The organism is Streptomyces sp. SCSIO 75703, assembly GCF_036607905.1.
Taxonomy (GTDB): Bacteria; Actinomycetota; Actinomycetes; order Streptomycetales; family Streptomycetaceae; genus Streptomyces.
Genome location: NZ_CP144555.1, coordinates 4745475 through 4767993, shown reverse-complemented (window position 1 = coordinate 4767993; position 22519 = coordinate 4745475). Strand labels below are relative to the sequence as shown.

General features: G+C 72.6%; 13 protein-coding genes and 5 pseudogenes. 7 read left to right on the top strand and 11 right to left on the bottom strand.

What is annotated here, in order from left to right; all coding sequences use genetic code 11:
* Nucleotides 1-15: 15 nt before the first annotated feature.
* Nucleotides 16-184 (top strand): annotated as a pseudogene (locus tag VM636_RS20905) (helix-turn-helix domain-containing protein).
* Nucleotides 184-1300 (top strand): annotated as a pseudogene (locus tag VM636_RS20900) (site-specific integrase). Before VM636_RS20905 ends, VM636_RS20900 begins: the two co-directional pseudogenes overlap by 1 nt.
* Before the next feature lie 50 nt (nt 1301-1350).
* Here the strand turns inward: VM636_RS20900 and VM636_RS20895 are convergent.
* Nucleotides 1351-2159, bottom strand: a protein-coding gene (locus VM636_RS20895; protein ID WP_234312548.1) for an IS5 family transposase whose coding sequence is annotated in 2 segments (ribosomal slippage) — nt 1351-1839 and nt 1842-2159 — 807 coding nt in all. Because the reading frame shifts where the segments join, the coding sequence is not laid out codon by codon here.
* A 229-nt stretch (nt 2160-2388) separates the two neighbouring features.
* Nucleotides 2389-2628 carry a transposase gene (locus VM636_RS20890; protein WP_338486417.1) on the bottom strand — a complete coding sequence of 80 codons (240 nt, stop codon included), beginning with the start codon at nt 2626-2628 and terminating at the stop codon, nt 2389-2391.
* A 17-nt stretch (nt 2629-2645) separates the two neighbouring features.
* Here VM636_RS20890 and VM636_RS20885 point away from each other — a divergent pair.
* Both VM636_RS20885 and VM636_RS20880 read left to right on the top strand, forming a co-directional pair.
* A pseudogene (locus VM636_RS20885) lies at nt 2646-2998 on the top strand (winged helix-turn-helix domain-containing protein); the annotation flags it as partial.
* Nucleotides 2995-3524: pseudogene (locus tag VM636_RS20880) on the top strand (transposase). The pseudogenes VM636_RS20885 and VM636_RS20880, both read left to right, overlap by 4 nt.
* Before the next feature lie 28 nt (nt 3525-3552).
* Here the strand turns inward: VM636_RS20880 and VM636_RS20875 are convergent.
* Complete coding sequence (locus VM636_RS20875) at nt 3553-3840, bottom strand: hypothetical protein (RefSeq protein WP_030419782.1); 288 nt, start codon at nt 3838-3840, stop codon at nt 3553-3555.
* A gap of 466 nt (nt 3841-4306) precedes the next feature.
* A pseudogene (locus VM636_RS20870) lies at nt 4307-7918 on the bottom strand (ricin-type beta-trefoil lectin domain protein); the annotation flags it as partial.
* A 129-nt stretch (nt 7919-8047) separates the two neighbouring features.
* On the opposite strand from VM636_RS20870, the gene VM636_RS20865 reads away from it, so the two are divergent.
* Both VM636_RS20865 and era read left to right on the top strand, forming a co-directional pair.
* A complete protein-coding gene (locus VM636_RS20865) occupies nt 8048-8254 on the top strand; it encodes a hypothetical protein (RefSeq protein ID WP_030419784.1) in 207 nt (68 codons plus the stop codon).
* Between the two features lie 119 nt (nt 8255-8373).
* Nucleotides 8374-9327 carry a GTPase Era gene (era, locus tag VM636_RS20860; RefSeq protein ID WP_030419785.1) on the top strand — a complete coding sequence of 318 codons (954 nt, stop codon included), beginning with the start codon at nt 8374-8376 and terminating at the stop codon, nt 9325-9327.
* A gap of 47 nt (nt 9328-9374) precedes the next feature.
* Here era and VM636_RS20855 read toward each other — a convergent pair whose 3' ends face one another.
* Nucleotides 9375-10427 carry a PfkB family carbohydrate kinase gene (locus VM636_RS20855; protein ID WP_234340354.1) on the bottom strand — a complete coding sequence of 351 codons (1053 nt, stop codon included), beginning with the start codon at nt 10425-10427 and terminating at the stop codon, nt 9375-9377.
* A gap of 1175 nt (nt 10428-11602) precedes the next feature.
* Here VM636_RS20855 and VM636_RS20850 point away from each other — a divergent pair.
* Complete coding sequence (locus tag VM636_RS20850; protein ID WP_053912502.1) at nt 11603-12946, top strand: MFS transporter; 1344 nt, start codon at nt 11603-11605, stop codon at nt 12944-12946.
* 50 nt (nt 12947-12996) lie between these two features.
* On the opposite strand, the gene VM636_RS20845 is transcribed toward VM636_RS20850, so the two are convergent.
* The 6 genes from VM636_RS20845 to VM636_RS20820 form a co-directional block, all read right to left on the bottom strand.
* A complete protein-coding gene (locus VM636_RS20845; protein WP_053912501.1) occupies nt 12997-13998 on the bottom strand; it encodes an adenosine deaminase in 1002 nt (333 codons plus the stop codon).
* Between the two features lie 20 nt (nt 13999-14018).
* Entirely contained in the window at nt 14019-14924 is a 906-nt protein-coding gene (locus VM636_RS20840) for a ribonuclease Z (protein WP_053912500.1), read from the bottom strand.
* Between the two features lie 6 nt (nt 14925-14930).
* Nucleotides 14931-15284 (bottom strand): histidine triad nucleotide-binding protein, encoded by a 354-nt coding sequence (locus VM636_RS20835; RefSeq protein ID WP_053912499.1) that lies wholly within the window; start codon nt 15282-15284, stop codon nt 14931-14933.
* Between the two features lie 53 nt (nt 15285-15337).
* The gene (locus VM636_RS20830; protein ID WP_053912498.1) at nt 15338-18541 is read right to left on the bottom strand and encodes a S41 family peptidase; all 3204 of its coding nucleotides are present in this window, start codon (nt 18539-18541) and stop codon (nt 15338-15340) included.
* A 2091-nt stretch (nt 18542-20632) separates the two neighbouring features.
* Nucleotides 20633-21385, bottom strand: coding sequence for a 16S rRNA (uracil(1498)-N(3))-methyltransferase (locus tag VM636_RS20825; protein WP_053912496.1), 753 nt, complete (start codon nt 21383-21385; stop codon nt 20633-20635).
* Nucleotides 21382-22467: a nitronate monooxygenase gene (locus VM636_RS20820; RefSeq protein ID WP_030418323.1), complete on the bottom strand. Its 1086-nt coding sequence runs from the start codon at nt 22465-22467 to the stop codon at nt 21382-21384. Before VM636_RS20820 ends, VM636_RS20825 begins: the two co-directional genes overlap by 4 nt.
* Nucleotides 22468-22519 lie beyond the last annotated feature (52 nt).

Genomic DNA, 22519 nt, shown 5'->3' with positions numbered 1-22519 from the left:
AGTACGGCGGAAGAACTGCTGACCGTGCCCCAGGTCACGCCGGCTCCAGCTCGGCCGTTCCGCCGTTTACGACCTGCTCCGCACCAAGCAGCTCCTCTCGATCACCCTCGGCCGCGCCCGCCGCATCCCCGCCCACTCCCTCACCGACTTCATCCGCACCCGCCTCGAACAGGAAGCCGCCTGATGACCACGCCCCGCGACACCCCTGCCTCCCGCCGCGTGCGCGCCAACGGCGACGGAACCGTCTACCAGCGCAAGGACGGCCGCTGGGAAGCCGCCGGATACGTCCTCGCCCCCGGCAGCACCCGAAAGCGCGTCCGCGTCTACGGCACCACCCGCACCGACGCCCTCGCCAAGCTCACCGCCAGGACATCCGCACCCGGCTCAACCGGCCCCGCACCACCTGCCAGTGCTGCACTCGCGGCATCGCGTCCGACGCGACCAGCCTCGCTGCTGCGACGCCGGCCAGTGCTGCCACAAGGTGCTCTCCCCGTTGACGCTCGCCTGCATGCACTCCGTGCTCAAGTCCGCCCTGGAGCACGCCGTCCGCGAGGAAGAGATCCCGCGAAACGTCGCCCGCAACGTCCGCTCCGGCACCCCACGGCCCCGACGTTTTGAACCCCTCACCGCCGACGAAGCCCCCCAGTTCCTCGTGGCCACGCGCGGACACCGGTTGCACGCGCTGTTTGAACTCGCCCTGCACACCGGACTCCGCAAGGGCGAACTCCTCGGCCTGCGCTGGGAAGACCTCGACCTCGACGCTGGCACCGCCGCGATCCGCCGAACCTTGCAGCGCACCAGCACCGGCGGGCTCACCACCACACTGCCTACCAAGACGCGGGCCTCCGAGCGCCGCATCGCACTCCCCACCCGCTGCGTCCAGTCGCTGAAGCTCCACCACGAGCAGCAGAAGCTCGAACGTGAGGCCGTAGGCACCAGATGGCAGCACAACGGACACGTGCTCACCACCGCGCAGGGCCGACCGATCGACCCGACCAACCTCACCCGCGCCTTCCTCACACTCCTCCGCAAGGCCGACCTCCGCCGCATCCGATTCCACGACCTTCGCCACACCACCGCCACCCTGCTCCTGGAACAAGGCGCCTAACTTGTCGTCATCAAGGAGCTGTTGGGCCACGCCCACATCGGCGTCACCGCCACCGTCTACGCCCACGTCAGGCTCCGCCTCCAGCGCGACGCCATCGACACCCTCGGCACCGCCCTCGGAAGCCCCACGATCACCGAAGCAACCAACGGCGATGGCGACGAACCGCCACCCTGCGCTGCCCTCGTCCGCTGACGTTGCCGTCAACTACTGCCGTCACGGCGCACAAAGAGCTCGTAACACGATCATGATCGGGCCTTCTTGAGACGTCTCCAGCAGATCAGGCCGCAGGCCAGGGAGACGAAGGCATCGTGCAGTTCGGTGCGGCGTTCCCAGCGGACCGCGAGGCGCTTGAACTGGTGGAGCAGGGCGAAGGTCTGCTCCACGACGTACCGGAGCTTGCCCAGGCCCTTGATGTTCGGTGATCCCTTGCGGGAGATGACGGGCAGGATCCGCCGATGACGCAGCTCGGCACGGTTCGGGTTGGAGTCGTAGCCCTTGTCGCCGAGCAGGGCTTCGGGACGGCGGCGCGGACGGCCAGGCCGTCCGGCCACGGGCGGGATGCCGTCGACCAGGGCAAGGGTCTGGGCGACGTCATTGACGTTGGCCGCAGTCGTGATGACTTTCAGCGGGGTGCCGCGACCGTCGCAGATCAGGTGGTATTTGCTGCCCGTCTTGCGCCGGTCGACCGGCGACGGACCGGTGTCGGCACCCCCTTTTTCGCGCGGATGTGGGAGCCGTCAACGCACGCCCGCGACCAGTCGAGTTCGCCGGCCGCGTTCAGCTCGGCGAGCAGGATGCGATGCAGCTGGTCGAAGACGCCGGCCCGCTGCCACCGTTCCAGGCGGCGCCAGGAGGTCTGTCCAGAGCCGAACCCCAGCTCCAAGGGCAGGAGTTGCCAGGCTATGTCGTTGTGGAGCACGTACAGGATGCCCTGCAGACACAGCCGGTCCGCCACCGGTCGTGGCCCCGGCGACCGCTCGGGCCAGGGCGGCAGCAGCGGTTCGATCAGCGCCCACAAGTCGTCGTCCACGATCCACGGCCGGGTAGTCACACCCTCCGAACGGCCGAATCCTCACATCGGTCACGGCCTACCAGGCCACTTCAACAAGATCGTGTTACGAGCTCAAAGGCCTCACAAACGCACTCCCCAGACGGCTTTAAATTTGCAGACGCGTTTCCCCATTGCCCCCTCGATATCACTGAAACCACAGAAGCCCCAGTCGGCTGTAACCGCCGACTGGGGCTCACCTCTGCGAGTTTGAGGGCGTCTGAAAAGCCTGTCAGCGGGCTGTTCTTGCGAGGCGACGAAGGAGAAGCATGGCCATGGCGAGGTAGATGACGTTCTCTGAGTTGACCCGCAGGTACTCATAGTCCTTCGACAGTCGGCGACACCGTCCCAGCCAAGCGAACACCCTCTCCACCACCCAACGTCGCGAGACCACCACGAAGAGTGGTACCGCAGGTGGTCGTGTCCCTGCCTTGACCCACGTCGAGCGGAAGCCGCCGTCGCGACGCTGCACGATGCGGCCCACGGTCCTTGCGGTCGTAGGGGCCGGCGTCGCTCCGAGGCTGAGCGATCAGCAGTTCACGCAGCTGGAGGCGGAGCTGGCCAAAGGACCGGCCGCGCATGGCTGGAAGGACCAGCGCTGGACGCTGGCCCGTGTGAAGACGGTCAACGGCCGACGCTTCCATCTGACGTACACGATCCAGGGTGTGCGGAAGCTGTTGGTGCGTAACAGCTGGTCCTGTCAGGTACCGGCCCGCAGAGCGATGGAGCGGGATGACGATGCGGTCGTGGGGTGGGTCAAGGAGGTGTGGCCCCGCGCGGAAGGCTCGCGGCGGCCCGTGGAGCCTGGCTCGTCTTCGAGGACGAAGCCGGATTCTCCATGACGCCGCCGCACGCAAAGACATGGTCGCCACGCGGCCGGACCCCGGTGGTCCGGGTCCGCGGCCGCTCCCGCAGACGGATATCCATCGCGGCGCTGACCTGCTACAAACCAGGCCACCAGTCACGGCTGATCTACCGGCCTCGCCACGACGACGGCAACCGTGACCGGCGCAAGAGCTTTTCCTGGCGTGACTACCGGGACCTGCTGATCGCCGCCCACCAGCAGCTCGGCGGCCCGATCGTGCTCGTCTGGGACAACCTCAACGTCCACAAGGCCGCCGGACTACGGGAGTTCGCCACCTCCCGGGACTGGCTCACCATCTACTACCTGCCGCCCTATGCACCCGACCTCAACCCCGTCGAAGGCATCTGGTCCCTCCTGCGCCGCGGCTGGCTCTCCAACGTCGCCTTCAGCACCCCGAACACCTCGTCCACTGCATCCGACACGGCCTACGCCACATCCAGTACCGCAGCCACCTCATAGACGGCTGCCTCGCCGAAACCGGCCTGACCATCAGCCCTGCCTGATCAGCAGCACGACATCCCGAGTTCAACGTCAGTGGTTGTAACCGGGAAGCCAATCCAACTGCTGGAGAGCAGTCAGGTCACCGCGAACCAAGATGGCCATCACCCGGATCATCTCCACGCGCGAAACGTGCTGGAGATGGCGAGGCTGGACGTCGCTGTCATCGAGATTTTCAAGCACCAGAGTTCCGTCCTGAAACGCTGAAACAATCCAGGAGGAGTCATCATCCGTGACCGATACGTCTGGGTGCTCATCATCGTTGGGCCCATCGAGCTCAGCGATGAGTGACGGTACACCGGCCTCGGTGCCGTCCTCCATACCCCCGTCTCGATGCGTAAATGTAATCGACATCGTCGACTCACCTCCTATTACGTGGGGCGCCGTTCGGAACCGCCCACTCCGAGTAGCCGCCGGAGCCACCGGGATGCAACAGATGCTGCCAGAGCGACCCAGGATCATGCTGGGAACGCGGCACGAGGCGCATCACACCCTGTCGTCCGCCGGCGTTGGAGGCCGGCTCATGTTGCCAGGTCCACCCAGCCGGGGTTCGCCTACCCCCCTGTGAGGAGACAGCTCCACCGATCCCCGGAATCATTTGCTCCATCGACTGAGCAAAGCCAGCGTCCGACTGAAGCGCCGCGTCAAGCGCCTCATTCGCCCGCCTGAAATGCGTACCTCGCGATCGACCGAAATCGGCTACATCAAGAGTCATCTCGAAGGCAACTGAATAGGCTTGGGGGCCACCTCCGCAAGCACACGCTTCGCCAGCAGAGTCTACGCCAGAGTTGCAGTTGTGAACGAGTATCGGAGTGGCCCCCGCCAGCACATAGTACGTGTGGAGGTCGCTGACGGTGAGGTTGTGGACTGCTGTCGTGTGGGCTGTCCAACGGTCGATCGCGGTGATCTGGACGTGGGTGCCGGCACTGGTCTGGAGCCATTGGCCGGGGCGGAGGTCTGTCGCGTCGATCCACTCGCCGAGTTCCGGGACCCAGAACGGATGGCCGTCGGTCGCGGTGACCTCGGCCGTCTTCGGGCCGGCCGCGCGGTCGGTGGCGATGGTGACCTTGACCAGGTGCTTCAGGCCCTCGCCCTTGATCTCGGCGGTGACCGTCTCGACCCGCTTCTCGCCACTTGCCGGGTCGGTGGCGACGACCTTGTCGCCCACCTTGACCTCTTCGATCGGCTTGGTGGTGCCGTCGGCCATCAGGACCCTGGTGCCGGGGACGAAGCTGTTGCACCCGGGACCGTCCGTCGCCTTCCCGTCGCCGCCGCTTCCGCTGGAGCCGCCCTTGTTACGGGACGAGCCCCCTGAATCGCCGCCCGGTTTGGCTCCGGAACTCTTCCCGCCGCCTCCCGAACTCTTGCCGGAGGACGCGGAGGAAACCTTCGGGGCCGCCTTGGCCTGCGCCTGTTTCTGGACCGGGCTGCCGGTCTTCTTGGTCTTGGCGACCGCCTTGTCGGTGGTTCTCTTCGCCTGTTCGGCGGCCTTCTTCTTGGCGCGTTGCGCGGCTTCCTTCTTCGCCTTCTCGATCGCCGCCTTCTTCGCCTTCAACGCCGCCGCCTCGGCCGCCTTGGCCGCCTTGAGGACGCCTTCCGCGGCCTTCTTCGCCGTACGGAAGGACTGGATCGCGTCGATCGTGCGCTTGACGGCCTTCAGCACCGACGGGATCTTGCCGAGCTTGGTCCACGGGATCGCGCCCACGATGATGCTGCCGCAGGACCACATGTCGCCGCCGAAGCAGGCGAGCGCGTCGTTGATGCCGATGAAGTCCTTGAGCGTCGCCCAGGCGACGGAGAGGATCACCGAGGTCAGCGACTTGCCCATGGTGGCGTGTGCCTGGGCCACCTGCGCCGCGGACAGGCCCGCGCCGGCCAGGGCCGCCGCCCGTTCCGAGGCGGTCAGGGAGATGGCCAGGCCCGTCGGGTCGGACATCGTCACCGGGTTGTTGTGCGCGTAGGCGTACCCGTTGGACTGGAGGCGGTCGTTGAGGTCCAGGACCGGGTCGGCGGAGAGGAAGCGCCCGACGACGGGGTCGTACAGGCGTGCGCCCAGCGGCTGGTAGCCGGAGGCGTCGTCCCGCGTCGCGCCCAGGAACCCGGTGTGGCTCTGGAAGTTGACACCGGCCGTGTCGGTGCCGCGCTGGTTGCCGAACGGGTCCTGCTTGCGGATGCGCACCGGCATCTCGCCGTTCAGCACCACCTCCGCGTAGGTGCTGCCCTGGTGGTCGCCGGCGAGCGCGACGAGGCTCTCGCTCGCCGTGCCGAAGGAGTGGCGCATGACCGCGCCGCCGGGGGCCGCGTAGGTGCGCTGGGTGTTGACCAGGGTGCCGCCGCGCTGGACGGTGACCTCGGACTCGCCCAGGTGGAGGGTGGCCTGCTTGCCCTTGACGGTCAGCAGGCGTGATCCGTCGGGGCCGTAGAGGTGCCGGGTGTCGTTCTGGGGTGCCCACTGCTGCTCGGCCTTGGTGGCGTCGCAGGCGGCCAACACGACCGGGGTCGAGTTGGCGGAGTCGGCCCCCTTGACCGCGTAGCACAGGCCGGAGGCGAGGTGCTTCAGCTCACCGGAGGTGCTGCGCTTCAGCTCCTGCCCGGCCGAGCCGTCGCACTTGCGGAGCTGGACCGCCGACCCGGCTGCGTTGCCGACCGGCTGCGCGCACCAGTGGTCGTAGATGGTGAGCGTGCCCCTGTCGGGGTCGGTCTGGGCGGGGCCGACGGCGAAGCGCCAGTTCTGCGCGGCGGAGGTGTTGCAGCCGTAGAGCTGGACCACGGTCCCGGCGGTCGCCGTGCCGCCCTTCAGGTCGAGGCATTTGTCGGCGAGCCCGACGTACGGGGTCCGGCCGCCGGCACCCTGGCCCTTGATCCGGTCGACCTGTCCGTCGTAGGTCCAGGTCAGTTCCTGTTTGTCGCCGTTGTCGGCGGAGGTGACGGACTTGGTCTCGCCGGTCAGCTCGTACAGGCGCCGCGCCTCTGCGGTGACCTGGGCGCCCTGGAGGGTGGTGTAGGTCCTCGTCACCGTGGTCAGCGTGTGCGGCTGGGTGCCGTCGGCCTTGCCGTAGGCGTAGGTGGTGGTGGCGTCCTTGGCGGTGTCGCCGGTGAGGTCCTTCTCGGTGAGCTTGGTGCGGTTGCCGACCAGGTCGTACTCGTACTCCTGCCAGTAGCCGGAGTTGTCCTTGCCGGCGGACACCCGCGGGGTGCCGTCGCTGCCCTTGGGGGCGGTGCAGGCGGTCTGGTCCTGGGCCGTCCAGGCCGTCTTGAGCTGGCCGAGGGGGTCGTACGCGAAGCACTGGCGCTCCTCGATGCCGGTCGAGTGCTCCCGGATCGAGGTGACGTTGCCCGCGGGGTCGTAGGCGTAGGAGCGGCGGGAGACGAGGTGGCCGCCGACCAGGGTCTTGTCCCCGGTCTGCTCCCGGTGGACGGACTGTTCCTTCAGCTCGCCGCTCGACTCGTCGAAGGAGTTCTGTGTCCACACGCGGTACGGCTGCGCGCCGAGGGTCGAGCGCAGCACCTGGCCGTAGGAGTCGTAGACGGTCTCGGCGCCGTACCAGTCCTTGCCGGAGACCGAGAGCGGGTTGCCGTCCTTGTTGTAGCGGACGACGAGCTGCTCGGCGGCGAAGCGGCCGACCGCCGGCAGTGAGGCCTCCTTCAGCTTGCCGGTGTCGTCGTAGGTGTAGCCGTACGTGTACGAGGACTGCAGGCCCCAGGTGCCGGCGATGCTCTGCGGCAGCGTCAGCGTGGTGGAGGTGGGCTGGTAGTCCTTGGTGTAGCCGTCGATCTTCTGTGTGTACGGCTCGCCGTCGGTGTAGCGGGTGGCGCGGGCCGGCATGCCCTTGCCGCCGGGGGCCGAGTCGTAGGTGAGGTCGGACAGCAGGGTGCCGGTGGGGCCGTCGAGGCGCTGCTCGGTGGGGCGGGAGAGGGCGTCGTAGCCGTTCCAGACCGTGGTGCCGCGGGCGTTGGTGGTGGTCAGCGGCCGGTCGAGGTGGTCGTAGGTGACGCGGGTGGTGCCGGTGTCCGGGTCGGTGGCGGAGGTCTGCCGTCCGCGGTGGTCGTAGGCCCAGGTCCACGGGTGGGCGGTGTCGGCGGAGCCGGTGGCCTTCACCAACCGGCCGTGCCGGTCGTACGTGTAGCGGGTGGAGGTGAAGCCGCCGGGCGCCGCCGGGTCGAAGGTGTCGACGCGGCTGGTGCGGCCGAGGGCGTCGGTGTGGACGCGGTAGGAGGAGGCGCCGGACGGGTTGACGACCGTGGACCAGTCCTCGCCGTACTCGTAGCGGGTCGCGCGCTCGGGGACGGGCTGGGAGGTGGTCTCCCGCGTCAGCGGGTCCTCGACCTTGAGGACGGGCGTCTCCTGCACCACTCGGCCCATGCCGTCGTAGGCGTAGCGGGTGATGTTGGGGACGGCACCCCGGACCTGCTCTGGCGCAACCTGGACAACGGCGCGCTCAACGTCCGCCACGGCAGGCCCGGTCCCGTCCGCGGCAGCGTCGACCTCGTCTCGCTCAAGCTGGCCACCGGTTCGCTCGGCGGTGACGTGCCCTACGGCACGAACTGGAAGGAGTCCGTGATCTCGACGGCGCTCGGCATCCCGGACGTCAACGGGGACGGCATCCCCGACATCTGGGCCCGGTACGCCGCCGACGGGCAGATGCGGATCTACCAGCCGTCCAGGACCGAGGCCAAGGCGCCGGTGAAGATCGTGCTCACCGTGGACTGGAGGTCGGTCCGGGCCATGGGCTGACAGGGGGCGGGCCGCAGGGTCCCGCCGCCGGTGCCGCCCGTCCCGCTTCCGGGGCGGGCGGTACCGTCTTCGGGCGGGCGTGGTGCGGTGGGGGGTCGGGGATCGGGGACAATGGCGCCATGAGCGTGCGCACCCAGTCATCCGAAACGCCGGCCGAGGCTGTCCACCGGGCCGGCTTCGCCTGCTTCGTGGGCCGCCCCAACGCGGGCAAGTCCACCCTCACGAACGCTCTGGTCGGGCAGAAGGTGGCCATCACCTCGAACCGGCCGCAGACCACCCGGCACACCGTGCGCGGCATCGTGCACCGTGCGGACGCCCAGCTCATCCTGGTGGACACCCCCGGGCTGCACAAACCGCGCACGCTGCTGGGCGAGCGGCTGAACGACGTGGTGCGCACGACGTGGGCCGAGGTCGACGTGATCGGTTTCTGTCTGCCCGCCAACGAGAAGATCGGCCCCGGCGACCGTTTCATCGCCAAGGAGCTGGCCGGGATCAAGAAGACCCCGAAGGTGGCGATCGTCACCAAGACGGACCTCGTCGACTCCAAGGCCCTCGCCGAGCAGCTCATCGCCATCGACCGGCTCGGCGCGGAGCTGGGCATCGCCTGGGCCGAGATCGTGCCCGTGTCCGCCACCGGCGGCAAGCAGGTGAGCCTGCTCGCCGACCTGCTGGTGCCGTTGATGCCGGAGGGCCCCGCCCTCTACCCCGAGGGCGATCTGACCGACGAGCCCGAGCAGGTCATGGTCGCCGAGCTGATCCGGGAGGCCGCCCTGGAGGGCGTCCGCGACGAGCTGCCGCACTCCATCGCGGTCGTCGTCGAGGAGATGCTGCCGCGCGAGGACCGGCCGGCCGACAAGCCGCTGCTCGACATCCACGCCAACGTGTTCATCGAGCGCCCCAGCCAGAAGGGCATCGTCATCGGCCCCAAGGGCAAGCGTCTGAAGGACGTCGGCATCAAGTCCCGCAAGCAGATCGAGGCCCTGCTCGGCACGCCCGTCTTCCTCGACCTGCACGTCAAGGTGGCCAAGGACTGGCAGCGCGACCCCAAGCAGCTCCGCCGCCTCGGATTCTGATCCACCCCGGGGAGCGGGACCCGCCCGCCTCCCCCGCCCCCCCTGGGTCAGGCCGGGCGGCGGAAGCCGATGGTGGGCACGGCGCGGCGCAGCGGCCAGGGCCGGGCCCGTTCCTCGCGGACCAGGTCCGCCAGGAACGCGTACCGGCGCAGTGCCTCGGGGTCCTGCCCCGGCACCGACTGCACCCGGCGCCACCAGGCGGCGATCTCCGACCAGCCCGGCGCCGACAGCGAGCCGCCGAACTCCTGCACCGAGAGCGCCGCGGTCAGCCCCGCGAAGGCGAGCCGGTCGGCGAGCGGCCAGCCGGCCAGCGTGCCGGTGACGAAACCGGCGACGAACACGTCCCCGGCGCCGGTCGGGTCCAGCGCCTCCACCTCGATCGCCGGCACCTCGGCGCTCTCCCCGGTCCGCCCGTCGACCGCGTACGCGCCCTCCGCGCCGAGGGTGACCACGGCGACCGGCACGTGGTCGGTCAGGGCGTGCGCGGCGGCGCGGGGGCAGGCGGAGCGGGTGTAGCGCATGGCCTCGGCGGCGTTCGGCAGGAACGCCTCGCAGTGGGCGAGGTCGGGCAGTCCCGCCAGGTCCCAGGCACCGGTGTCGTCCCAGCCGACGTCGGCGAAGACCCGGGTGCCGCGGGCGGCCGCCTGCGCGATCCAGGGGGCGCGGACGCCGGGGGTGAGGGAGGCGATGGCCGCGCGGGTGCGGGGCGGGCACTGCGGCGAGGGCTCCTGCGGCGGGGGCTCGTGGCCGTGGGAGACCATCGTGCGCTCCCCCTCGTACGCCATCGAGACCGTGACCGGAGAGTGCCAGCCGGGGACGGTCCGGGAGGGGGTGAGGTCGATGCCCTCGCCCTGGGCGAGGGCGTCCCAGCAGTAGTCGCCGTAGTGGTCGTCGCCGAAGGCGGCGGCGAGCGAGGTGCGCAGGCCGAGGCGGGCCAGGGCGGTCGCCATGTTGGCCACGCCGCCGGGGCTCGATCCCATGCCGCGCGCCCAGGACTCGGTGCCGCGCACGGGGGCGGAGTCGAGTCCGGTGAAGATGACGTCGAGGAAGACGGTGCCGGTCAGGTACACGTCCCAGGGCGGGTCCTGCGGGGTGCGCAGGGCGGCGAGCGGGTCGGCCTGGGGGTGGCGGCCGGGTGACTCGTCGGCGTGGTGGCGGTGCGTGCGTTCCTCGGCGGGCGGGACGTCGGAGAGCCCCGCGGGGGTGCCGGCCAAGGGCGCGGCGGGGCTGGTGGGCGTGGTGGTCGGCGTGTCGGCGGCGGGGGCGGGGGGCCGGGAGGCCGGTGTGCCGGCAGAGGGCGGGGCGGGCGGGGGCTCGGGCGTGTCGTACGCGTCGTACGGCGTGTCGTGCGTGACGTCGGCCGGCACGCCGTGGGGAATCTCCGACGGCACGCCGTGCGGCGCCCGCGACGACACGCCGTGCGGGCCCTCGGTGGGCCTTCCGGCCGGCGCGCCGGCGGGGAGTCCGGCCCGCGTGTCGGCCCGTTTCCGGGGCGACACGCCGGTGGGCGGCGGTCCTGCGGCGGACTCGTCGGGCGTGGTCGACGCGGTGGACACGGTGGACGCTGTCACGGTGCGCTCCCTGGCGTGGTGCGGATCAGGCCAGTGTGCACCACCTCCGGCGCCTGGCGGGGCCGTCCCGGAGGGTGTCACGCCCGCGGGGCGGTCCGGAGGCAGAACCCGCCGCGGAGCACACCGGTCTCCGGCACGCCCCACCGGCCGCCGACCTGTCGATCCGCCGATCCGCCGTCCCGCCCGCACCGGCCCGATCCGCCGTCCCGCCCGCACCGGCCCGGTCGGCACCCCTCGCCGGCTCGTGGCCCGTACCGGCAGGCGCCCGGACGCCCCCGCGCCCCGTACCGTCGCGCCCCCACGCGTCCGCGCCCACACCGGCACACGACCGCGCCCGCCCACCGGCAGCACGGGCATCCAGCGAACTGACACCCGGAGCACCCCGAACGCCCGGAGGGCCACCGGACCCGCGTCCCGTGCCCGGGGCGGCCCGTCTGCCCCGGCGCCGGCCCCGAGACCTCTCCACCGGGCCCCCAACACCGGGCGGGACAGGGGCACTTCACCCCATTCCACCCACCCTCCGAGCCACCGGAAGAGATCGCTGCTACCCAGCCTCCCCCACCCCAAACACATCTGTGGCCCAGATCACACCCGCTCGCCTCCCGTGGCCCTCCCGGGCTTGATACAAATTGCCCCGCACGATCCCGTGACCTTCCGGCGATCGGCGCTCTCCCCCTTCCCTTTCGCACGCCCCGGGAACGCCCGTGTTCGCCCCCCGCACCTCTCCCTGGCCCCTCGTCGCCCTCTTCACGGCCGGGTACCTCCCCCCGTATCTGCTCCCCACCACCGTCGGCAGACTCGACACCGGGCTTCCGCTGAGCGCCACCCAGGCGGGCGCCATCGGCAGTGCCCTGCTGCTGAGTTCGGCCTCGGCCGGCTTCCTGCTCGCCTCCCGGGTACGCAAGAGCGGCGCCCGCGCCCTGGCCCGGCTCGGCCTCACCCTGGCCGTCCTCGGCTACGGTGCCGCCGCGCTCGCCGACACCGTCCCGGCCGTCGTCGTCGGCGCGGTCGTCGGCGGCTTCGGCTCCGGTACGGCCACCACGGTCGCCGCCACCCGGATCGCCGCCGCACGCGATCCGCACCGCGCCTCCACCCTGGGCCTGCTCAGCGTCTCCGCGCTGGCCGGCGCCGTCTACCTGACGGTCCCCCACCTCGGCCCGGACCACGGGCTGCCGCTCGCCGCGATCGCGCTCACCGCGCTCGCCGTGTGGCCGCTCACCGGCCGGCTGCCGGGCCGCGCCGGTGCCTCGCCCGCCCCGCACGAGACGGCCCCGCTCCCCCGCCGCCGCTCCGGCGCGGTCCTCGCCGTCACCGTGCTCTGCTGGTCCCTCGCCCAGAACTCCCTGTGGGGCGTCAGCGGCCGGATCGGGCTGACCCAGGCCCACCTCGGGGACGCCGCCCTCGGCGCCGTCTTCGCCGCGGCCCTCGGCGCCGGGCTCGTCGGCATCCTCGCGGCCGGGGCGATCGGCTCCCGGCTCGGGCGCGCGATGCCGATCGGCGGCGGCACCGTACTGATCGCCGGATGCATCGCGGTGAGCGCCGCCGCGACCACCCCGCTCACCTTCGCCACCGGCGAGATCGCCTGGAACACCCTCTACCCGGTCGTGCTCTCGTACCTCATCGGGCTCGCCGCCTCCCTCGACCCGCGGGGCCGCTGGGCGGTACTGGTCGGCTCGGCGTCCTCGCTGGGCGCCGCGGCCGGACCGCTGACGGGCAGCGTGCTCTCGGCACGGGCCGGTTTCGCCGGCATGGGCCTGGCGCTGGGGGCCGGGCTGCTGCTGGTCGCCCTGCCGATGACCGCCGTCGCCCTGCACACCGGCGGACGCCGGCTGCTGCTGCCCGGCGCGGTCCGCCGCCGCGGTGGCACCCCGGCGGCCGTGGTCGCCGCGGCCACCGGCACGCCCAGCGGCGCGGTCCCCGAGGTCGGCGCCGCGGAGCAGCCCGTCGTGGAGATCCCCGTCGAGGCGCCCGCCGCGGCCGTGCGGGGCGCCTACGGAACGGCGGGGCCCCGGCAGGCGGCGGCCGTGCCGGGGCCGGGAGCGGGGTAGGGAGCGGGGCGGGGACGGACGCCCGGAGGCCCCCCGGGCGCCGAAAGACCCTAGACGCCCCGCCCCAGGTCGTACGCGGCCACCTCGGCCAGGCAGCGGGCCCGCAGTTCCTCGTCGTCCTCCAGGAAGGAGGCGAGGAAGGAGTTGCGGGCCAGTTCCCGCAGCCGCTCCCCGTCCAGGCCGAGCGCCTCGCGGACCGCGTCGAAGTTGTCGCCCACGTAGCCGCCGAAGTACGCCGGATCGTCGGAGTTGAGCGTGCACATCAGGCCCGCGTCGAGCAGCGCCGGAAGCGGGTGGTCGGCGAGGGTGTCGACGGTGCGCAGCCGCACGTTGGACAGCGGGCACAGGGTCAGCGGGGTGCGCTCCCGCGCCAGCCGCGCCACCAGCGCCGGGTCCTCCAGGCAGCGCAGCCCGTGGTCGATCCGCTCCACGCCGAGGACGTCCAGCGCCTCGGTGATGTACTCCGGCGGGCCCTCCTCACCGGCGTGCGCGACCCGGCGCAGACCGAGCGCGGCGGCGGCCTCGAACACCTCGCGGAACTTCGCCGGGGGGTGTCCCACCTCGGCGGAGTCCAGGCCGACACCGGTGATGCGGTCCAGGTGGGGGCGGGCCGCGTCGAGGGTGGCGAGGGCCGACTCCGCGGACTCGTCGCGCAGGAAGCACAGGATGAGGCGGGTGGAGACGCCGTGCCGCTCCCGGGCGGTGCCCAGCGCCCGCCACAGGCCGTCCACGACCGTGTCCATGCTGATCCCGCGGGCCAGGTGGGCCTGCGGGTCGAAGAAGATCTCCGCGTGGCGCACGCCCTGGGCGGCGGCGCGGGCGAGGTAGGCGTCGGCCAGGTCGGCGAAGTCCCGCTCGGTGCGCAGGACCGCCATCAGCTCGTAGTACAGGTTCAGGAAGGACTGGAGGTCCGTGAAGCGGTACGCCTCCCGCAGCGCCTCGGTGTCCGCGTAGGGCAGGGACACGTGGTTGCGGGCGGCCAGCTCGAAGGCCAGCTCGGGCTCCAGGGTGCCTTCGATGTGCAGGTGCAGTTCGGCTTTGGGCAGAGGCATCCGGGCATCGTACGGGTGGCTCACCGGCGTTTCGGAACCGGCACCCGCAGCAGGTCACGGGCCACGGTCAGCTCGCCCTCGTACCTGGCCGCCCGCGCCTGCCGGGCGAACTCCTCCGGGTCGCCGTAGCGCTGGCTGAAGTGCGTCAGCACCAGGTGCCGCACGCCCGCCTCCCGCGCCACCCCCGCCGCCTGGGCGGCCGTCAGGTGACCGTGCTCCACGGCCAGCTCCTCGTCCTCGTCGAGGAAGGTCGACTCGATGACCAGCAGGTCGCAGCCCTCCGCCAGGGCGTACGCCCCCTCGCAGAGCCGGGTGTCCATGACGAACGCGAACCGCTGGCCCCGCCGCACCTCGCTCACCTCGTCGAGGGTGACGCCGCCGAGCGAGCCCTCCCGCTGGAGCCGTCCCACGTCCGGGCCCCGGATGCCGTGCTCGGCCAGCCGCTCCGGCAGCATCCGGCGCCCGTCCGGCTCGGTGAGCCGGTAGCCGAAGGACTCCACCGGATGCGACAGCCGCCGCGCCTCGAACGTGTACCCCGGGGTCCGCGCGAGGACCCCGTCGGCGTCGACCGGCGCCTCGGTGACCCCGACCGTCTCCCGGTAGGCGGTCGCGTACCGCAGCCGGTCGAAGAAACGCTGCCCGGAGCGCGGGTAGTGGGCGGTGACCGGGTGCGGCACCCGGTCCAGGTTGATCCGCTGGATCACCCCGGCCAGGCCGAGGCTGTGGTCCCCGTGGAAGTGGGTGACGCAGATCCGGTTCAGGTCGTGCGCGGCGACCCCGGCGCGCAGCATCTGGCGCTGCGTGCCCTCGCCGGGGTCGAACAGGATGCCCTCACCGTCCCAGCGCAGCAGGTAGCCGTTGTGGTTGCGGTGCCGGGTGGGGACCTGGCTGGCGGTGCCGAGGACCACCAGTTCGCGTACGGACACGGTGGACTACCCGGGGGGCCATTCCATGCCGCGGCCACCGAGCACGTGCGCGTGCGCGTGCCACACCGTCTGGCCCGCGCCGCTGCCGGTGTTGAAGACGACCCGGTAGCTCTCCAGCTTCTCCTCGTCGGCGACGGCCTGCGTCTCGCGCAGCACGTCCGCGGCGATCTCCGGCGCGGCCGAGGCCAGGGCGGCGGCGTCCTGGTGGTGGGCCTTGGGGATCACCAGGATGTGCGTGGGCGCCTGCGGGTTGATGTCCCGGAAGGCGACGGTCGTCTCCGTCTCGCGGACGATGGTCGCCGGGATCGTCCCCGAGACGATCTTGCAGAACAGGCAGTCGTCCTGCGGTTCCCCTGCCATGGGGCCCTCCTCACGCCGGTGATCTTCCACCGGCATCGTATCGACCGGCCGGCTCACGGCGCCCCCGGCAGGCTCGGCGGGGTCTTCGCCGGGCTCTCCTCCAGGGCGGCGAGCGCGATCCGGACCGCCTCGTCGAGCTGCGGGTCGCGGCCCGCGGCGTGGTCCTGCGGGCGCTGCTCCACCTCGACGTCCGGGTCGACGCCGTGGTTCTCCACGCCCCAGCCGTAACCCTCCAGCCAGAACGCGTACTTGGGCTGCGTGATCAGCGTCCCGTCGACCAGCCGGTAGCGGCTGTCGATGCCGACGACCCCGCCCCAGGTGCGGGTGCCGACGACCGGGCCGATGCCGAGCGCCTTGATCGCCGCGTTGACGATGTCGCCGTCGGAGCCGGAGAACTCGTTGGCGACCGCCACGACGGGACCGCGCGGGGCGTCCTGCGGGTAGCTGACGGGCCGCATGCCGCGCGGCAGGTCCCAGCCGACGATCCGCCGGGCCAGCTTCTCCACGACCAGTTGCGAGGTGTGGCCGCCGCGGTTCTCCCGCACGTCGACGACGAGGCCCTCGCGGATCACCTCGACCCGCAGGTCCCGGTGGAGCTGCGCCCAGCCCGAGCCGACCATGTCGGGCACGTGCAGGTAGCCCAGCCGCCCGCCGGAACGCTCCCGCACGTACGCGCGCCGGTCCGCGACCCAGGCGTGGTAGCGCAGCGGTTCCTCGTCGGCGAGCGGCACGACGACCGCGTGCCGCACCTCGCCGCCGCCGGCCGGGGAGACGGTCAGCTCGACCGGTTTGCCGGCGGTGCCCACCAGCAGCGGGCCCGGTCCGGTGACCGGGTCGACGGGCGTGCCGGCCACCGCCACGATCGCGTCCCCCGCCCGCAGGGCCACGCCGGGCGCGGCCAGCGGCGAACGGGCCTGCGGGTCGGAGGTCTCCGACGGCAGGATGCGGTCGATGCGCCAGGCACCGTCCTCGTGCCGGGACAGGTCGGCGCCGAGGAGTCCCTGCGCGCTGCCGCCGTGCCCGCCGCGCGGGGTGACGTAGGCGTGCGAGGTGCCGAGTTCGCCGTGCACCTCCCACAGCAGGTCGACGAGGTCGTCGTGGGTGGCCACGCGGTCCAGGACGGGCCGGTAGCGGTCGAGGACACCGTCCCAGTCGACGCCGTTCATGTCGGGGCGCCAGAAGTTGTCCCGCATGACGCGGCCGGTCTCGTCGAACATCTGCCGCCACTCCGCGGCCGGGTCGACGGTCTGCCGGACGCGGGCCAGGTCGACGGTGATGTTGGTGTCGCTGTCCTCGTCGCCGGAGGCCCGTCGGTCGCTCGGCACCACCTTGAGCCGGCCGTCGGTCCACATCAGCACCCGCTTGCCGTCGCCGCTGACCTCGAAGTGGTCGGCGTCGCCCGCCAGATGCTCGACGCGCTGCTGGGCGAGGTCGTAGCGCTCCAGTTCGGTGCCGGGCTCCGGCTCGTCGGGGGTGGCGCGGGAGGCGCCGAGGACGCCGGTGACCGGGTGGCGCAGCCACAGCACGCCGTCCTTGGCGGCGCGCAGCCGGGAGTAGCGGGCGGCCTCCACCGGGAAGGGCACGATGCGGTCGGCGAGGCCCTCCAGGTCGATCCGGGTGGCCGGGGTGCCCTCGCTGTCCGGGGTCTCCTCGCGGTCCGGCGTCTCGAACGGCCGCCCGTGCCGCTGCGGTCCGAACGGCGACGGCGTGGTCGCCGCCAGCGTGATCAGGTACGGGCGGGCCGCCTCCACGAACGCCAGGTCGAAGACGTGCTCGTCGTAGACCGGGTCGAAGGACCGGGTGGACAGGAACGCCAGGTGCTTGCCGTCCAGCGTGAACGCCGGCGCGTAGTCCCGGAAGCGCAGCGGGGTCGCCTCCGTCACCGACAGGTCGGTGGTGTTGGCCAGCTTCAACTGGCGCAGCGGGTCGGGGCCGGGGTGGGACCAGGCGAGCCAGGCCGAGTCGGGGGAGAACACCAGCCCGGAGACGTCGCCGTCCTCGCTGCGGTCCACCTCGCGGACCTCGCCGCTCTCCCGCTCGACGAAGAGCACCCGCCCGTCGTGGGAGGCGACCGCGGCCCGGCTGCCGTCCGGGGCCATGGCGAGCGCCAGGACCCGGCCGAGCCGGCCCGCGGCCAGCCGGCGCGGGGTGGCGCCCGGCGCGAGCCCGGTGGCGGGCGCGAACTCCAGGGCGTCCTCGCCCTCCGCGTCCGTCACCCACACCACCCATTCCTCGCCGTCGGCGCGGAACGTACGCGGCAGCCGGGCGCGCACGCCGGGGTGCGCGGCGAGCGCACGGGCGGGCCCGTTGCGGTGCGTGACCCAGTGCACGCCCCCGCGTACGGCGACCGCGCTGCCCCGCGCGGTGTGGTCGGGGGAGGCGGAGCCGAACCAGCGGGCGGCGTTCACCGGGAACGGCTGGAGGTCGACCCGCGGCCCGCCGAGCCGGATCTCCAGCCGGCGCGGCTCGGCCCCGTCCAGATCGTCCAGCGTCCACAGTTCGCCGGCGCTGGAGTAGACGACGCGGGTGCCGTCGGTGGCGGCGTGCCGGGCGTAGAACCCGCCGAGCGGCGTGTGGCGGCGCAGGTCGCCACCGTCGGCGAGGGAGGAGTAGAGGGCACCGGTGCCCTCGTGGTCGGAGAGGAACGCGACCCGCTCCCCCACCCAGAGGGGGTACTCGATGTTCCCGTCGAGGTCCGCGTGCAGCCGCACGAACTCGCCGTCGTCCTGGGCGTCGATCCACAGTTTGCCGGCCGTGCCGCCCCGGTACCGCTTCCACCAGGCGGCCTCCCGGCCCATCGGCGCGGAGAGCAGCACGGTGTGCGGGCCGTGGACGACATCGCCGACCGGCCCGTACGGAAGGGTCCGCGCCGGTCCGCCGTCGAGCGGGACGGCCCGCGCCCAGGTGCGGCGCAGGCTGGCCTCGCCGTGGGAGCTGAGGGCCAGGACCTCCCCCTCGGGGGTCCAGCCGCGGACCTGGGTCTTGAGGCTCCCCCAGTGGGTGAGGCGGGTGGCGGGGCCGCCGTCGACGGGCGCGACGTGCACCTCGGGGGCGCCGTCACGGGTGGAGGTCCAGGCGACGGTGGTGCCGTCGGGCGCGATCCGGGGATGGTTCACCGGCATGTTGTCGGCGCTGACCCGCCAGGCCCGGCCACCGTCGAGCGGGGCCAGCCAGACATCGTCCTCGGCGGTGAAGGCGACCAACTCGCCGTGCGGGTGCGGAAAGCGGAGGTATGCAGGCGCTGCGGGCTGTGTCACGCCATCAGCCTACGCAGGGGCGGGGCCTCGCGGACAGGGGTTTGGATCACTTGCCCGGCCGGGCGGCGGAGGGGCGGCCGCTCGCCCCCGGCAGGACGGCAGTGGGGGTCGCCGGGACAACCAGAGCTTGGGGTCACGGTGGGGGTGGGGGTGGGGCTGGGGGTGGGGGTGGGGGTGGTGTGCGGGTGGAGGTGAAGGTGAGGGCCGGGGTGCCCGGGGTGCCCGGGGTTGTCGTGGTGATCGGGGCGGGGGTGTGGGCGGGGCGGGGGGTGAGGGTGTAGGCGGGGGTGTAGCCGGGGGCGAGGTGGGGCGCGGTGGGAGGGGCCGGGTGAGGGGAGGGGGTGGTGGGGGCGGGAGGTGGCCGGCCGGTGGTGTGTGAGAGGCGGGTGCGGTACGGGGAGCCGGTGGCGTGAATGGGTCGAGCGAAATGAGCGGGGTGAGCGGGGTGAGCGGGGTGAGCGGGGTGACTGGGCCGGGAGTGGCGTCGCAGTCGCCGAGCCCCGCCCCGCGGAACCACCGCTCGCCGCCCACCTCGACGCTCAGGTCACCGCGCACGCAGACGCCGTCCACCAGGCGGGTCACCCGCCCGGAAACGGTGATGTCCCGTCCGTCGCCGGTCCGGCCCCGGCAGTCGACGGAGGCGGCGGCCCGCTCACCGGCGGGGGCGCGCACGCCGGTGCCGTTCGAGGTGGTGCCGGTGTGGGGGGTGCTCCGGGGGTTGGTGTTCTGGGGGTTGGCGTTCTGGGGGTTGGCGTTCTGGGGGTTGGTGTTCTGGGGGCTGCTGTGCTGCGGGTTCGTGTCCTGGGCGGTGGCGGTGCAGCTCAGCCACCGCACGTCGACGTTCTGCCGGTCGAGTTCACGGGTCACGGTCCGGTCGGTGGTGTACGCGACGGAGGCCGAGCCGAGCCCGCCGGGGTCGCAGGCGGACACCGTGACGGCCACGACCCCGCAGAGCACGGCGACGGCCGGTGCGTGCCACCACCCGCGCGGTCGCCGTGGGCGAGCCTGTCGCCCGGGGTGCGCCGGCTGCACGGGGTGCGCCGGCTGCACGGGGTGAGGGGAGTGGAGGCCGTGGGTGAGGTGGGGGCCGTGGGTGGGGTGCGGCGGGTGTGCGGAGTGGGGTGCGTGGGCGGGGCCGGGCGGATGGGTGGGGTGCGGCACGTGTGCGGGGTTCGACGCGTGGGCCGCGTAACAAATCCCTGTTAATACCCTCATGGCCTGACAGATTGCCACCGGTGCGGGGCGCGACGGTAGGGCGCGCACGGTCACTTCGCGCCAGGCGCGCGAGCCGTGTTTCTGGGGGGCGGTGCTGAAGGCGAGGCGCGAAGGGGATGTGAGCAACGCTCACAGGCGGCGTCGTGGGTGGGGCGGGCGGCAGGGCTGGTGTGCATCAGGGGGTGAGCCAGTGGGGTGTGAAGCGGGGGGCGTGACGCCGGGGCGTGAACCAGGAGCAGCGTGAGCCGAGTTCACAGCCACTGTGATGCCGGGCCGTGTCACATACGGGGTGCAGTGCCGGAGTCTGTGGGTGTGAGCGGCATTCACAGGCAGAGCTGCCGGCCGGAGGGACTCATTGGCGTGACGGGCACCTCACCACACCCTCATCGTGAGCCAGTACACACGCGACCTCAGCCGATGAAGCACCCCACAGCCCACCCCAGCCACACCCCCACCAGCGTGAACCCCGCTCACAAGCGACGCAGGCATGTGAAGCGTCATCAGCCACGCCACCGGCAGCGGCACCGGCACCGGCACCGGCACCGCCTGGTCACCGCACCGCCCGCCCACCCGGCCGTTCACGCCTCCGGTCCCGACTCCAACAACCAACCCACCCACGCAAACCGCCGTGAACCCTGCTCACAACCGCCGTGTGAACCCGACTCACCGCCACGTCGCGTGAGCCCCGTTCACACCACACCGCGACCATGTGCAACCCGCTCATAACCCGGCCGCGTGAACGCCGCTCACCACCCCGCCGCGTGAACCCGACTCACCACCCCGCCGCGTGAACCCCGCTCACACCCTCAGCGTGTGAACCCCGCTCACACCCTCAGCGTGTGAACCCCGCTCACGACGCCGCCCGGTGAGCCCCGTTCACACCCCCCACCGCCCCGTCCGGGTCAACAGCGCCGCCGTCGCCGCCGTGCCCGCCGTGGACGTGCGCAGCACCGTCCGCCCCAGCCGGTACGGCCGCGCCCCCGCCTCCGCGAACCGGGCCAGCTCCTCCGGCGACACCCCGCCCTCGGGCCCGACGACCAGGACGATCTCCCCCGCCCGGGGAAGTTCCGCGGTGGCCAGCGGGGCGTCCCCGCTCTCGTGGAGCACGGCCGCGAAGTCCGCCCCCGCGAGGAGCGCGGCGACCTCCTTGGTCGTCGCCGCGTCGGCGACCTCGGGGAAGCGGACCCGGCGGGACTGCTTGCCCGCCTCACGGGCGGTGGCCCGCCACTTGGCGAGGGCCTTCAGGCCGCGGTCGCCCCGCCACCGGGTGACGCAGCGCGACGCCGCCCAGGGCACGATCGCGTCGACGCCGACCTCGGTCATGGTCTCGACGGCGAGTTCGCCGCGGTCGCCCTTGGGGAGAGCCTGGACGACGGTGACGCGGGGCGTCTCCCGCGGCTCCTCGCGCACGGCCGCCAGGTCCCCGACGGTCAGGCGGTCCTTGCCCTCGGCGGCGCTCACCACGCCCTCGGTCCAGCGTCCGCGCCCGTCGGTGAGGACGACGGCCTCGCCGGGCCGCAGGCGCTTCACGGAGACCGCGTGCCGGCCCTCGGGGCCGTCGAGGACGTACTCCCCGCCGGCCGGGCCCCCCGGGGTGAGGGTGTCGACCACGAACACCGGTGCCGTCATCGGCCCGATCCTCCCGTTACGAATTCCGTCAACTCGACCTGGGCGGCGGTGAGTTCCTCCACCAGTACCTCCACCAGCCGGCCCGCGGGCAGGTCCCGGGCCATGCGGTGGCCCTGTCCGGACCACAGCGCCATGCCCTGCGCGTCGCCCGCCTTCGCCGCCGCCTTGCGCAGCGGGGCGGTGAGGTGGTGGACCTCGGGGTAGGCGGCGGGGGCGTAGGGGCCGTGCTCGCGCACGAAGCGGTTGACCAGGCCGCGGGCGGGGCGGCCGGAGAAGGCGCGGGTCAGTTCGGTGCGGACGTAGAGCGGGTTGGTCAGCGCCGCCTTGTGCAGGGGGTGGGCGCCGGACTCGGGGGTGGCGAGGAAGGCGGTGCCGAGCTGGGCCGCGCCGGCGCCCGCGGCGAGGACGGCGGCGATCTGCGCGCCGCGCATGAGCCCCCCGGCGGCGACGACGGGCAGGGAGACCGCCTCGCGGACCTGCGCGACCAGGGAGAGCAGCCCGGTCCCGGCGCCGCCGGTCTCCGGGTTGTCCCGGTGGGTGCCCTGGTGGCCGCCCGCCTCCGCGCCCTGGGCGATCACCGCGTCGGCGCCGGCCCGTTCCACGGCCCGCGCCTCCTCGGCGGTGGTCGCCGAGACCAGGGTGACGGTGCCGACGCGGCGCAGCGCCTCCAGGTCCTCGGGGGCGGGCACGCCGAAGTGGAAGGAGACGACCGGGACGGGATCGTCGAGGAGCACGGCGAGTTTGGCGTCGTAGTTGTCGTCGCGGCCGTTGTCGGGGTCGCCCAGCTCGGTCTCGTACCAGGCGGCCTCGCCGGCGAGCTGCTCGGCGTAGACGCCGACGGCGGCGGGGTCGGCGGTCTCCGGCTGCGGCATGAAGAGGTTGACGCCGAAGGGGCGGCCGGTCAGTCCGCGGAGCTGTTTGATCTCCTGGTACATGCCGTCCGCGGTCTTGTACCCGGCCGCGAGGAAGCCCAGCCCGCCCGCCTCGCAGACCGCGCCGGCGAGCTGCGGCACCGAGACGCCGCCGGCCATGGGCGCCTGCACGATCGGGTACGGGGTGAGACCGGTCAGCGCGGAGGACATGACGGCATGGTGTCACGTCCTCCCCGCCGGTTCGCAGCCACCCTTCCATCGG